Source organism: Siphonobacter sp. SORGH_AS_0500 (genome assembly GCF_002838835.1).
Classification (GTDB): domain Bacteria; phylum Bacteroidota; class Bacteroidia; order Cytophagales; family Spirosomataceae; genus Siphonobacter.
This window is the reverse complement of the sequence record NZ_NHPP01000009.1, coordinates 198,525-211,601: the sequence shown is the minus strand read 5'-3', so window position 1 is coordinate 211,601 and position 13,077 is coordinate 198,525. Positions and strand designations below refer to the sequence as shown.

Below are 13,077 nucleotides of genomic sequence, written 5' to 3'. Positions count from 1 at the left end.
TCAAGCCATTGATCGCTCTGCTGAGCTTCCTTGCTTTATCTTTACGTTTTCCCTATAAAACAAGTAGATTAATGAGCCGGATTAAATCCATTACTTCTCTACAAACGGAAGCTGCTGAGCAGGGCAGTCATACTTTAAAACGCAGCCTGGGTTCTTGGAACCTCATTGCCATTGGCATCGGGGTTATTATTGGGGCGGGATTATTTTCCTTAACGGGAATTGCTGCGGCTAATAACACGGGACCAGCGGTGGTGTTATCCTTTTTGCTGGCAGCCGTGGGTTGTGCGTTCAGTGCTCTGTGTTATGCCGAGTTTGCCTCTATGGTACCCGTCGCCGGTAGTGCCTATACTTATGCCTACGCTACAATGGGCGAACTTTTTGCCTGGATTATCGGCTGGGATTTGATTCTGGAATATTCCGTCGGAGCGGCTACGGTTGCCATCAGCTGGTCGCAATACCTAATTAAATTTCTCTCTTCCTACGGCATTCATTTGCCCGCTCAACTGGTCATGGGGCCTTTTGAAGAAGCGACCATGGCTAATGGCGAAGTTATTCACGGTTGGGTTAACCTGCCTTCGCTGTTGATTCTCTGGATCATTACGGCCATCATTATTCGCGGCATTCAGGGATCGGCCTTAATCAATGGTATTATTGTAGCCATTAAACTTCTGGTAGTGGTGGTATTCATTGCTCTGGGCATCCAATACATTAATCCCGAAAATTATCATCCTTTTATTCCTGAGAACACAGGTACCTTTGGCGAATTTGGGTATAGTGGTATTCTTCGGGGAGCCGGCGTTATATTCTTTGTCTTTATTGGTTTTGACATTGTCGCAGCAATGGCTCAGGAAGCCCGCAATCCGCAGAAAACCATGCCGGTAGGGATTATCGGCTCATTAGTAATCTGTACGTTACTTTTTATCGTTTTTGGTTTCGTGCTTACGGGCATGGCTAATTATACCGAGTTCAAGAATAGTGCCGCTCCCATTGCCGTAGCCATCGCTAAAACACCCTATCAATGGCTTCAAAAACTGATTCTGGTGGGTATTATGATCGGTTACACTTCCGTGATTATGGTGGATTTACTCGGTCAATCCCGGGTTTTTTATACCATGAGCAAAGACGGACTACTACCTAAAGTATTCTCCAGCCTCCATCCCCGTTTTCAAACGCCCTATCAATCGAATTTGTTACTCTGCACCTTTATTAGTCTTTTTGCAGGATTCATGCCGATCCACATTGTGGGTGAAATGGTAAGTATCGGTACATTACTGGCCTTCGTGATGGTATGCCTGGGCGTGATTGTCATGCGAAAAAAAATGCCGGATGCTCCGCGTCCTTTTCGTACGCCCTGGGTTCCTCTGGTTCCCATTCTGGGCATTCTGACCTGTTTATTAATGATGTTTTCGCTGCCCCTGGATACCTGGATTCGTTTGATTGTCTGGTTAGTGATCGGCTTTGCTATTTATTTCCTATATGGTAAAAAACGCAGCAAGCTGAATGAAGAAATAAAGTAGCAGAAGTCAGAAAAATATTTTGAGTGAGTAAAGCTGAAGCAGGGAAGAGTTGGTTACTTTCGTCCAAACCAAAACCTCCATTTTAACTATAACCTGTTCAAACGTATGTATCCCAAAATTCTTTTTCTGGCGGCCTTTTGTTTAGGGGTTTTCAACAGTCAGGCTCAAACTATCTCGGCTTCAGCCGATTCGGCCAAAGTGGTATTTTACCGGGGAAGCCAGATGTATCGGGCGGCTATGAATTTTACGATTCGGGCCAATGGCGAAGAACAGTGCCGCATTAGTAACAAACGCTATTTCGTTTATAGCTGCTTGCCTAATACCGTAAAATTTACCTCAGTGATTGGCGGCTTGAACATACCAGACAAAGAAGTACTGGAATTAACGCTTGAAAAAGGCAAAGTATATTACGTTCAGTGTGATATTAAATCCAGCTTTCTAGCGGATCGTATAGAAATGACTGAAGTTACGGAATCGACGGCTAAGAAGAAAATGGTAAATCTGAAACCGGATAACTGTATGACTTCTAGACAATAACCCATTTCCATAAAAAAGGCAAGACTTAAGAAACTGTCTAAAAATAAGGTTTTACTAAAAGTGCCCCCGGATAAAATCCGGGGGCACTTTTAGTAAAAGCGAAATTCCCGCAGTCGCTCGGCTCTGTCCGAGCGACTAACTAGCTCTAGGCCTCTGTCCGGTAGACTACGAACCAGTAGGGGGCAGAGAATAACTTTTCTCCAGCAAAAACAGGCTTGCTAACATCGGCCAGAGCCGAGCGAATCTGTAATGTAGTAAACGTAGTTTGGCCCAAAAATTTGGTTTTGAAAAGGTAGAGACGCGATAAAGCCGCGTCTGGAGCAGAGGCCGTTCCCGCCCTGGCTGGTGTCTTCACCAGCCCTTACTCAAAGCCTAGTGGTTGGTGAGGACACCAACCAGAGCGGATGACAATAAGAAAGAACTGCTCTCCATAAAAAAGACAAGACTCGCTTAAGTCTTGTCTTTTTTTATGGTGTAGCAAACTACTAGAACTTCATAAACCGCTTGCTGACTTTAATTCCTTCAGGGGTTAAAACAGAAAGAATGTAAGTACCGGGTTGTAACAGCGAGAGATTCAGCTCGTCGGTTTTCTGTTCAGAAAAATGCTGTTGATGCACTAAGCTTCCCTGAAGTGTATACACTTGAAGGGTTCCGGTAAGGGTAGGACCAAAATTGACAAATAACCGATCTGAAACCGGGTTGGGACCTAGCGTGAGGCTTTGGCTTAAGTATTCTTCAGAAATCGAGGAAGTCTGCACGGATGCCTGAGCATAAGCCGATTCAGAGAGACGAGTCACGGCTTTTAAGCGGTAGGTATACGCTTGCTGCGGCTCGAAGGTCAAATCCCGAAACTGGTTTTTATCCACACTTGCCAGGTATTCAAAAGAATCCGAACCGCTCAATCGTCTTTCAAGGATATACGCTTCGGCTCCGCTAATAGTAGGCCAGGAAAGCACAACGATCCCATTTTGCAGGCGGGCTTCCAGTGTAGGCGTAGAAAGGGCATTTCCCACCGGGAATCGATGAAACGTAAAGGCCGCCAGTCCCCGCGAATTTTTAATGTAAGGACCGATGAAGGGAGAAATGGGAAGATTCGCTGAATGAGAAGGTAGATACGTCAGGGAATTCAGCGAGACCGATCGGCTAAGTTTTAAATGGACCGTATTGCCCTGGGCCGTAGCTGAGCTGATGGGTAACACGCTGGATTCATTGCCGTTGATGTAAAGAAAGTTTCTGAAACTTAATAGATAAAACCCAATCACCGAATCGGCTGGTAACTGAACGGGCTGGTCGAACTGAAGGGCCAGTTGCGTGGCGGCCTCGTCTTCGTAATAAACCTTTTGAATATCGGGTGCCCGAAGACCAGCCGTTTGCGGAACGCCATAATGCTTGGGCGAAAGGTAATTTACCAAACGAGTGGCCAGCGTTCCATAGCCCAAACTGCTGTAATGCACCCCGTCGTAGCCCGGCTGGCCCACGGTAGCAAAAGAATTCATTTTAGGATACAAGGCTGAAACCGTCCGCTGCGATTCTCGAATTGCACTACCTGTATTAGAAGCAATGGAAGGCACATCCATTTGCATGATCACAAACTCATCTACTACGGGGTAATAATCTTTCTCCCAAAGCTTTTGCAGTTTATCGAACAGTTCCGGGTAGTTAGGCGTGTGAGTAAACGCATCGTTTTCGCCGTGGTAGAAGAAAAAAGCCCTGATTCTACTGGCGTGTGATTTAGAAATGCGAAGTTTTAAGTGCTTGTAATAGTTGGATGGCTGTCCCTGAAAATACGTTAACTCGTCAATGGAGCGTCCGGGAAAAGCTCCGTTAATTACGCAGGTTGGAATCCCATATTTCTGTAAAATCTGGTTTTGAAGCTCTAGCCCCCAATATCCGACGGGTGAAACGGTCCAGGCCGCATTGATCCAGTTCGTATCCGCATCACTTACACCAGGATTAGTAAGATCCGGTGTTCTGGAAAAGGTACGAATGTACTTGTCACCAACGGGCGAGCTCATAATAGCATTGGCGTTCGACTGGCCGTAAATGGCATAGATATCGCCCGCTACAATGTCCTGGCAATGGGTTAGGTGAACAGAATCAGTGGCTGTACAGCAGTAGATATCAAAGGAATAGTCGGCTTTTTCGGCTTTGATGGTGGGGTACATCTCAAAAGCAGCCTGCGTACTAGTCAGTGGTTTAAAAGAGGAACGGTGATAGGAGAAAGGCTGGCCGTTTCGATAAGTAACCACGGACACATAATTCCAGTTTTTCCAATCAGCCGTTCTGCCCGTGATGGGCACCTGAGCCATATTATCATTGCCCCGGGCGTAAAGCTGGTAATTTTTAGGAAGCTGATCATAAACGATCCAGCCTACATGTTGAGACTGAGCATTACTTTTAAGTACTAGGCTGAAGGTCAGAACGGTAAGTAACAAAAAAGATAAAGCAGGTAAAATTTTCTTCATTTATGAAAGGGTTGACGGATTTGACTGACAATTCAGTTCCAAAAATACATCCCAAAAATCAGCCATACGCTGGAATGACTCAATCAAAGAAAATTTAATTCCAATTTTCTCATTACTTCAAATAGAAAAGAAGGTTAAAGTACTGCTACCTTAACCTTCTTTTCTATACGTCTTAAAAAGTAAGTACTACTTGTTCAATACGATCACAAGCCTTTTGCATTTGAGCTTCGGTAATAACCAAAGGCGGAGCAAAACGGATTTTATTACCATGCGTAGGTTTCGCCAATAGCCCTTTCTCTTTCAGCCTGAGGCAAAGCTCCCAGGCCGTGCCGCTTTCTTCGGTATCATGAATGACAATGGCATTTAGTAAACCTTTACCGCGAACCTGCGTAATAAGATTCGTTTTCTTTATGAGAGCGTTCATGCGACTGCGGAAAAGCTCGCCCATCCTTTCCGCGTTTTCGGCTAGTTTTTCTTCACGTAATACATCTAAAGCAGCCATGGTAACGGCACAGGCCAGAGGGTTACCACCATAGGTACTGCCATGTTCGCCGGGACGGATGGTTAGCATGATTTCATCATCGGCCAGAACGCAGGAAACGGGATAAACCCCGCCGGAAAGGGCTTTTCCTAAAATGAGTATATCGGGTCGAACGTTTTCGTGGTCGCAGGCGAGCCGCTTGCCCGTGCGAGCCAGACCCGTTTGTACTTCATCAGCAATAAAGAGAACGTTATATTTCGTACATAACTCCCGAACACCTGTTAAGTACCCTTCGTCGGGGACCACTACGCCCGCTTCCCCCTGGATGGGTTCTACCATGAAACCCGCAATGTTGGGATCGGCAGCCAGTGTTTGCTCCAGAGCCTGTAAATCATTGTAGGGAATAATAACGTAACCGGGTAAAAAGGGACCATAATCATTCGTACTAGAGGGATCGGTGGAAGCAGAAATGGCTGCCAGCGTGCGTCCCCAGAAGTTGCCCGATGCGTACACGGTTTTAGCTTCATTCGCTGGAATACCCTTGACTTTATAGGCCCATTTACGGGTGAGTTTCAGAGCGGTTTCGCCGCCTTCTACACCCGAATTCATCATTAGGACTTTATCATAACCGAAGTACTCGCAAAGGTATTTTTCGCATTCGCCGAGCTTGTCGGAATAAAAGGCCCGTGACGTTAGCGTCAGGGTTTGGGCCTGCCGGGTCAGGGCTTCAATGATGCGGGGGTGACAATGTCCCTGATTAACCGCTGAATAGGCCGAAAGAAAATCCAGATACTCCCGTCCTTCGGCATCATATACGTAAACACCTTGTCCACGACTGAGGACAACGGGTAAGGGGTGATAATTATGAGCACCATATTGCTCTTCGAGAGCCATCGCTCGCTGCGTTGCTGTTTCCATGAATATGAGTAGGTTAACTAGTAAATACCAACAAAAAATGAGGGAAGTTGTGGTTCACTAGAAAGCCGGGATTTCACTGGAAGTCGCAATGACGTAGAGCAGTTGATCGGAAGAAGTACGGATGCGGTGAAGTTTACAGAAATGACCGTACAAAGCTCCCGCCGTTGCCGACCGCCGAAGCTTGGTCGGACAAAGAACAAACGTTGCTTTTTTGAAGAGAAAGTCGGCCATGTTAATTCATTACAGGTATAGCTAAGGTACTTAAAAATGAGCAGATCCCCAATTCTGAAGCAAAGCTGGCTGCAAAGCAGTAGCCTTATACAGGCTTAATACATTCAAGAAGGCAACGGTAAGCGGGTTAATAGCTGGCTCTTCCTATTCAGATTGTGGAAATGATGCCTTCTATGACTGGAGTGATTGAATAAAAAAGAGCATGCGTCTACCGAAGACGAGAGAAGCATAAAAAAGCCTGTTCGAATCAATTCAAAACCTGCTGGTATTTAGTGGATAACAGCTTGATCTTCAATAATTAAAAGTAAAGCAGCCTCCCATATTCAACGCCTAAGTAACCCTACCGTAAGTAGAAATTAAGACCTGTTCGAAAGGGGACCGATCTTAATAAAATCAGAAATTATGTTATTAAATTATATTTGGACTTAATCTAAATAAATTATATTTGTACCACTCGAAAGGCTAAATATCAGGAAATGCCTGTCTCTGAATGCTTTACAAAAGAGATGCTAGCTTTTTAAACGGAATTGACCAATGTATTTTAGATCCCTTTTGTTGGTGTGCTTATGCACCTTCGCTTTATCTTCCCAAGCTCAGCGTTCAGGCATTATTCGGGGAGTAGTACGTAACTACTCGGGTTCCCCACTTCACGCTATTACGGTTAAAATCGCTGAACTCAATAAAATCGCCACTACTAATCAGGAAGGAGAGTATCAGTTTTCGAATGTGGCTTCGGGTAAGTATACGCTCGTTTTTACAGGTGTAGGCTTGAAAAAGCTGGAAGAGAAAATGGAGGTAAAGGCTGGGGAGGAAAGTTTCTTAGAAGTGCTCCTTCACGACCATTCGGTTGACTTGAATACGGTAACCGTCGTAGGGCGTACGGAAGTTCAGGAGGTCAACCGACAGGCCTTCAACGTGGCGGCCATTGATGCTAAACAACTGTATAACTCCACGCTTGACCTAAGCAGTGCTCTGGATCGGGTTTCCGGGGTACGGGTTCGGGAGTCTGGTGGCGTAGGGTCCAATTTCAACCTTTCTTTGAACGGTTTTTCCGGTAACCGCATCCGTTATTTTATTGACGGAGTCCCCATGGACAATTTCGGATCTTCTTTTCAGATTAATAACATTCCCATAAATATCGCTGATCGACTGGAAGTCTATAAAGGTGTAGTGCCCATTTGGCTGGGTTCAGACGCTTTAGGAGGTGCCATTAATATTGTGACGGGTGATCGATACCGGAATTACGTCGATGCTTCTTATTCTTATGGTTCCTTTAACACCCATCGTAGCGTAGTAAACGCTGCTTTCACCACCAAAGGCGGATTTACGTTTCGATTAAACGCCTTCCAGAATTATTCAGACAACAACTATAAAGTAACCCTTGACGTAGCCGCATCTATACGGGGGCTTTCAAGCCTAATACGGTCGTACGACGCTTCCACGATACCTATCATAATGAAACGCTGGTGGCCAATGTAGGGGTAGTTGGTAAAAAATTCGCAGACCAGCTTCTTTTCGGGATTACCCTTGGTAAAAATTATAAAGAGCTTCAAACGGGGGCTCGAATGGTCGCTGTTTTTGGCGGCTGGCACCGACGCGGCAACATTGTAATGCCGACTTTGAAATATCGTAAAACGGACCTCATCAAAGGCCTTGATCTGACCGTAAATGCCAATTATAACCTGGGTAAAGAGCAAAATATTGATACACTATCCGCACGTTTTGACTGGTATGGCAATTCAAAACCGCATCCCAGTGGTGAAGGCCGGGGAAAGAGTCTAGCAAAATACGGTAATAATAACGGACTGGTAACGGCTACTGCCAACTACAAGCTAACGGATCAGCAGTCCATTGCTTTAAGTAACGCTTTTAGTACGTTTAATCGCCAGGGTTCAGATGCTTTTAATGAAAACTTTACCAGGGGGGATGTTCGTCCCCGGCTTAATAAAAACGTATTAGGTCTGGGCTATACCTATAATGAAAAAGAGAAATGGAGCACATCTATTTTTGGAAAATACCTTTACCAGAATACCCCCGGTCAGCAGGCGTTTAATAAACTGGGATTCGGGGCTGCCGTCAGCTATTTCATAACACCCAGCCTCCAATTGAAGGCATCGTATGAACGTGCCAACCGTCTACCCGAGGCAAACGAACTTTTTGGTGACGTAGAGTTAGTACAGGGTAATCTTTCGCTGAAACCCGAAGAAAGCCAGAACATTAATGCCGGATTTAGTTACGGTTTTGCTGCCCGGGAAGATCATCGCTTTCTGATTAATGCCAACGCGATTTATCGGTATTCCTACAACTACATCTACTCCAGGCTAAATCAAAACCAATCCGCCTTAATACTGGATAATTTGGATGGTGTGTTTACCATGGGTGGTGAAGGCGAACTGCGGTACTCCTATAAAAAGTTTCTCACGATAGGCACAACCCTTACCTATCAGTACCTGCAAAATCAGCAGCAATACGTATACGATAACAATAATAATCTGGTATTGAGTCCGGTATACAAAGATCAGATGCCAAATATTCCCTACCTGTTCGGGAATGCGGATGCTTCGCTCACGCTACGAAACCTGGGACAAAAAGGCAACGTGCTCAACATTGGTTATAACCTGCTCTATGTGCATGCCTTTTGGTTATACTGGCCTAGTCGAGGGGGCAATGATGGTGGAGATAAATATGGAATTCCCATGCAATTATCTCATGATCTCAACGCCGTTTATAGTATCAATAATGGCCGATACAATATTGGGCTGGAAGTAAGAAATCTTACGGACAGACGACTTTATGACAACTTTAGCTTACAAAAACCTGGTCGTGGCTTCTACGTGAACTTACGCTATTTCTTTAATTCTTTCAAAATATAATGTGCATGAAATTAAGATCGACCCTCGCTCTGGCGGTTGCGGCTGGCCTGCTGGCCTCTTGTAGCTCCAAAACTGAAACTACCCCGGCAAATTCTGGGAATTACATCATTACGGTTAGTCCTGCGGCTACCACAGCAGTAGCAGATTACTTACTTACGGCTAAAAGCCTGGATAAAGACACGATCTCAACCAAAGGAAATGGCATAGAGCAGGATGGATCTTATCGGTATTATGTAACGCACAACGGCAAGTTCTTTAGCATGCTGTACGGACAGCAGAACCCAGGAGCCGTTACCGCTTACAATATCCAGGATGGAAAGCTCAATAAGCTAACTAATTTCCAGACGGAAACGGTGCAGGCTTTTGCTCCGGTAAATGATGATTTGTTACTCTTCAAAATTTCGAGGAGTTTGACGGCCCCTACGTCAAGCTGGTACAAAGTCAATACCAACAGTCTAACGATTACTTCTGAGGGAACAGTCAATACGCTGGAAATGACTAAACTAGGGGAGTTAGCACACTTTACCTGGATTAAACAGGTAGGAACAAAAGTGTTTGCCCCCTATCAAACCATCTACGACCGCAGTTTCAATACCAAATATCCTGATCAAGGTTCTATCGCCATTTTCAATTATGCTGATATGAAACTGGAAAAAGTAATTACAGATACGCGTATCAGCTTCATTGGTCGCTATTTCCAGGATGGTCTTTCGGTACAGGAAAATGGAGATGTATACGGATTCTCTCCCGCTACTGCCATCACCGATGGGAAAATGTCGACGACCAAGCCTTCAGCGATTGTAAAAATCAAATCAGGTACGACGGAATTTGATCAAAGCTACTTCTTTGACGTAGAAGCGGCCAGCGGTGGCATGAGCATTACTTCGTGGCAATATTTAGGTAATAACACGTACGTCGTCAACGCGGTGGCTAAGTCAGAAAAAACTTCCGCTTACGCAGCAGGCGTGCGGATAGGGATTGTGAACGTAGTTGATAAAACCTACAAAGCAGTTACGGGTTTGCCCGAAGCCGCAAGTATCTCTGAAATAACGACTAACAACTATACCCCGAAAGATGGTAAAACGGGCTACGTTGGAGTAAACCTGAAAGACGGTACTAGCTACGTTTATAAGATTGATGCCAGTACACAAACGGCTACGAAGGGTTTACGAGTGGAGGGAGGAACCATCACGGCTATTCAACACCTGGACTAAGCTTTCAGAATAGGATTACGATAGAACCGGAAGATACGCAGGTCTTCCGGTTCTGTCGGTTTGTAGAGATAACTGACCAATCATGACAATCTCCTTATGGTAAGTACCTTATTTCTGATTCAATTTGTCGCTTTTTACTTTTGGCAACTTACTTCGGCCTCGAACAAACGACCCGTCACGGGGGGATTTTCGGCCTATATGCTCAGGGATAGATCCCGAACCCGTTTCATTGGAGGAGTACTAGTTCTGGCGGCTTTGCTGGGTTTTATCTTCACCTGGGGCATCGCCAGCGGCATCCTTGGTTTTATCGTGGGATTGATGGGCGTGGGTTGTCTTTCGGTAGTGATTGACCCTTTTAATTACCTGCGGGTGCAGGGGCTTGCAGCGATCTACGTGTGTTGTGTCTTACTGGAAATGACAATTTAACTATGCCTGCCAACAAAAAATACCTGACTAAATCTCCCTGGATTAAACTCTCTAAACTATTGGCTGGTTCGCTGGGTGGTTACCTGGTTACCCTCAGCTTTCACGCTGCCCTGACTCGCGTGTTTCCCAAGGAATACGTCATGATTACTTCCTTCATTACGGGTTATCTGCTCTGGGCGACGCTTTTACTAGTGGCGTTTCTCATCCCGAAAGCCTGGAAAACCTGGGCTATTTATGTGATGCTAATCGGTTTGTTTTCAGGAATTTACTTCATTTAATTGGCTATGGATAACCGGAAGTATAACATTTACTTTAATACGCACACCATCAGCGGCATTATCATCTGTGCCATTTTGTATGTGATGTTCTTTGCAGGTTCGTTCTCATTTTTCAAAGACGATTTGGCATCCTGGCAAAAAAACGAGTCGTATGTAAGTCACAAAGGAAAAATTACGAAGGATTTCAACTTCATCCTGGACTCTCTTTCCAGGCATCATACCCTCAAAGGACGGGATGTGGATTTTACCATTCAGCGTCATTCGGTGGGAGCCTACGTCGCCATGAGTACCTCGCACGACCCGGTCGTGCAAAAGATGAATAAGCCCAAGAAAAAGCCGGAAGCCAAACGCGGCGGCGGTCGGGGCAGACGCGGTGACGAGGACTCCGCTTTCTTTACTTATAACTTCAGCCAAAAGAAAGAAGCAGATTACGCCTCTTCTTATACCATAGGCGAATTTTTATATCGCTTGCACTTTCTGGCTCAGCTCAATCAGGTTTTCCCTTTCCGCATAGGGGTGCCTTTTGGGTATATGCTGGCGGGAATTATTTCTTTCATCTTCCTCTTCGCCCTGATTACGGGTTTGCTACTGCATTGGGATAAACTAAGGTCTAACTTCTTTACCTTCCGACCCTGGAGTAAATGGAAGACGGTCTGGACCGACTTACATACGGTTTTAGGCGTAATTGGCTTTCCCTTTCAGCTCGTTTTTGCCTTGACGGGTATTATTCTGATCTTTAATTCATTTTTCATTATTCCTTATACCAAGCTGTTTTACCAGGGAAACGAAGAGAAAATCTATCAGGATTTGGGCTATGGAGTAAAGGCCGAGTATCCCTACGCAAACAAGCCTTTAATGGCCTCCTTCGATATCAATGGATTAGTTAGTCAGGTCCAGCAGCAATGGCAGAAAAGTGACATTAGTATGGTGGCCATCCGTAACTATGGGGATGAAAACATGCACGTTATTGTGCAGGCTAAAGCCCATACCGATGCTCAGTTGAATGGAGAAGGAGAAATCATTTACCGCGTTCGTGATCAGAAATTTATCTCTGAAAGCTCGCCACTGGAAATGCCTTCGTACATCCAGACAGTTAAAGGGTTCATTTACCACCTGCACTTTGGTGATTTTGGCGGAAGACCCCTTCGGGTTATCTATTTTGTACTGGGTATTATGGGGTGCTTGGTGATTAACTCGGGGGTCATGATTTGGCTGGTAGCTCGGGATAAGAAGAACATTCCTGCTCGTAAACGTACCTTTAATTTTTGGACAGCAAACGTATACCTCTCTTCGAGTTTGAGCCTGTTACCTGTAACGGCTTTTACGATGATAAGTCTGTTATTCTTGGAAAAACCCGGACAAAGCGACATTTACCACTGGTATTTTTATCCTTGGTTAATCCTGAGTGTGTATTTCCTGGTTCGCAAAGATCTGAATCTGGTCAATCGTCAGTCTACGTTCTTGTCAGCAGTGACTTGTTTCCTCTTGCCCGTACTCGACGGCATCGTTCGCGGAAACTGGTTCTGGAATACCTTTAGCCGCCAGGCCTACGATATTCTTTTCATCGATGTATTATTCCTGATTCTTTCCCTGATGAGCGGATTTGTTCTCTGGAAAATAGTGCAGAAACAATGCCTTCAGCCCGGCGAAGAAACTTCAAAAACCAAAGTGGGTCAGATGAGTCACGCGTAGTCAGGATAAGGCTTAAGTCACTATATTAGTTAGAAAGAGTCCATCTGATGTTTAGTTGGACTCTTTTTCTTTGCAGGCTACAGTTAATACTCTCACTGATTTATAGGTTGTCCTGAATGAAAGGCTGTAGGCTTCTCTCTTCGTTTGAGAGTATGTTAGGAAGAAGAGCTTACCCCTCGCTCTGTCATCCAGAGCGAAGCGAAGGACCTTATTACTATTAGGAAAGTAGTTGATCTTGAGGAAACGCCGCCGTCGCTCAGCTCTAGGCCTCTGGCCAGTAGGATGCGAATCCTTAGCTGGTTACAGAACATGTATTCTCAAATAAAAACATCCTTCTGATAATGAATCTGTAAGTTTATTAACTAGCTGAATAATAGTTATTTGTAGAGATATACTAGCATTTTTGTGACTTTTTTAAGCAGTTTTCCTGCATCTTTTCCTTTCT

The 13,077-nt window shown here is 45.0% G+C and carries 12 protein-coding genes; 8 read left to right on the top strand and 4 right to left on the bottom strand.

All coding sequences use genetic code 11. The features are described from left to right. Nucleotides 1–71: 71 nt before the first annotated feature. Both BWI96_RS12920 and BWI96_RS12915 read left to right on the top strand, forming a co-directional pair. Nucleotides 72–1,517, top strand: coding sequence for an amino acid permease (locus BWI96_RS12920; RefSeq protein ID WP_106637038.1), 1,446 nt, complete (start codon nucleotides 72–74; stop codon nucleotides 1,515–1,517). Nucleotides 1,518–1,622: 105 nt separating this feature from the next. Next, on the top strand, nucleotides 1,623–2,054 hold the full coding sequence (locus tag BWI96_RS12915; RefSeq protein ID WP_106637037.1) for a DUF2846 domain-containing protein: 432 nt from the start codon (nucleotides 1,623–1,625) through the stop codon (nucleotides 2,052–2,054). A gap of 145 nt (nucleotides 2,055–2,199) precedes the next feature. Here BWI96_RS12915 and BWI96_RS12910 read toward each other — a convergent pair whose 3' ends face one another. From BWI96_RS12910 to BWI96_RS21615, 4 genes are all read right to left on the bottom strand, one after another. Continuing rightward, a complete protein-coding gene (locus BWI96_RS12910) occupies nucleotides 2,200–2,409 on the bottom strand; it encodes a hypothetical protein (RefSeq protein ID WP_106637036.1) in 210 nt (69 codons plus the stop codon). Nucleotides 2,410–2,539: 130 nt separating this feature from the next. Beyond that, nucleotides 2,540–4,519 carry a T9SS type A sorting domain-containing protein gene (locus tag BWI96_RS12905; protein WP_106637035.1) on the bottom strand — a complete coding sequence of 660 codons (1,980 nt, stop codon included), beginning with the start codon at nucleotides 4,517–4,519 and terminating at the stop codon, nucleotides 2,540–2,542. Between the two features lie 172 nt (nucleotides 4,520–4,691). Then, nucleotides 4,692–5,918, bottom strand: a complete 1,227-nt coding sequence (rocD, locus tag BWI96_RS12900) for an ornithine--oxo-acid transaminase (protein ID WP_106637034.1) — start codon at nucleotides 5,916–5,918, stop codon at nucleotides 4,692–4,694. Nucleotides 5,919–5,975: 57 nt separating this feature from the next. Beyond that, nucleotides 5,976–6,149, bottom strand: a complete 174-nt coding sequence (locus BWI96_RS21615; protein ID WP_157830358.1) for a hypothetical protein — start codon at nucleotides 6,147–6,149, stop codon at nucleotides 5,976–5,978. Nucleotides 6,150–6,683: 534 nt separating this feature from the next. On the opposite strand from BWI96_RS21615, the gene BWI96_RS21940 reads away from it, so the two are divergent. The 6 genes from BWI96_RS21940 to BWI96_RS12875 all read left to right on the top strand — a co-directional run bounded on the left by BWI96_RS21940 (nucleotide 6,684) and on the right by BWI96_RS12875 (nucleotide 12,632). Beyond that, entirely contained in the window at nucleotides 6,684–7,628 is a 945-nt protein-coding gene (locus BWI96_RS21940) for a carboxypeptidase-like regulatory domain-containing protein (RefSeq protein ID WP_198555251.1), read from the top strand. A gap of 86 nt (nucleotides 7,629–7,714) precedes the next feature. Further along, nucleotides 7,715–9,022: a TonB-dependent receptor domain-containing protein gene (locus tag BWI96_RS21935; protein ID WP_198555250.1), complete on the top strand. Its 1,308-nt coding sequence runs from the start codon at nucleotides 7,715–7,717 to the stop codon at nucleotides 9,020–9,022. A 5-nt stretch (nucleotides 9,023–9,027) separates the two neighbouring features. Beyond that, nucleotides 9,028–10,236, top strand: coding sequence for a DUF4374 domain-containing protein (locus BWI96_RS12890; RefSeq protein ID WP_106637033.1), 1,209 nt, complete (start codon nucleotides 9,028–9,030; stop codon nucleotides 10,234–10,236). A 96-nt stretch (nucleotides 10,237–10,332) separates the two neighbouring features. Continuing rightward, nucleotides 10,333–10,662: a hypothetical protein gene (locus tag BWI96_RS12885; protein ID WP_106637032.1), complete on the top strand. Its 330-nt coding sequence runs from the start codon at nucleotides 10,333–10,335 to the stop codon at nucleotides 10,660–10,662. Between the two features lie 2 nt (nucleotides 10,663–10,664). Next, on the top strand, nucleotides 10,665–10,940 hold the full coding sequence (locus BWI96_RS12880; RefSeq protein ID WP_106637031.1) for a hypothetical protein: 276 nt from the start codon (nucleotides 10,665–10,667) through the stop codon (nucleotides 10,938–10,940). Nucleotides 10,941–10,946: 6 nt separating this feature from the next. Then, entirely contained in the window at nucleotides 10,947–12,632 is a 1,686-nt protein-coding gene (locus BWI96_RS12875) for a PepSY domain-containing protein (RefSeq protein WP_106637030.1), read from the top strand. Nucleotides 12,633–13,077: the final 445 nt, after the last annotated feature.

Coding starts and splice junctions, on each gene's coding strand:
- BWI96_RS12920 (WP_106637038.1), top strand. CDS start 72: ATGAGCCGGATTAAATCCATTACTTCTCTACAAACGGAAGCTGCTGAG.
- BWI96_RS12915 (WP_106637037.1), top strand. CDS start 1,623: ATGTATCCCAAAATTCTTTTTCTGGCGGCCTTTTGTTTAGGGGTTTTC.
- BWI96_RS12905 (WP_106637035.1), bottom strand. CDS start 4,519: ATGAAGAAAATTTTACCTGCTTTATCTTTTTTGTTACTTACCGTTCTG.
- rocD (WP_106637034.1), bottom strand. CDS start 5,918: ATGGAAACAGCAACGCAGCGAGCGATGGCTCTCGAAGAGCAATATGGT.
- BWI96_RS21615 (WP_157830358.1), bottom strand. CDS start 6,149: ATGGCCGACTTTCTCTTCAAAAAAGCAACGTTTGTTCTTTGTCCGACC.
- BWI96_RS21940 (WP_198555251.1), top strand. CDS start 6,684: ATGTATTTTAGATCCCTTTTGTTGGTGTGCTTATGCACCTTCGCTTTA.
- BWI96_RS21935 (WP_198555250.1), top strand. CDS start 7,715: ATGGTCGCTGTTTTTGGCGGCTGGCACCGACGCGGCAACATTGTAATG.
- BWI96_RS12890 (WP_106637033.1), top strand. CDS start 9,028: ATGAAATTAAGATCGACCCTCGCTCTGGCGGTTGCGGCTGGCCTGCTG.
- BWI96_RS12885 (WP_106637032.1), top strand. CDS start 10,333: ATGGTAAGTACCTTATTTCTGATTCAATTTGTCGCTTTTTACTTTTGG.
- BWI96_RS12880 (WP_106637031.1), top strand. CDS start 10,665: ATGCCTGCCAACAAAAAATACCTGACTAAATCTCCCTGGATTAAACTC.
- BWI96_RS12875 (WP_106637030.1), top strand. CDS start 10,947: ATGGATAACCGGAAGTATAACATTTACTTTAATACGCACACCATCAGC.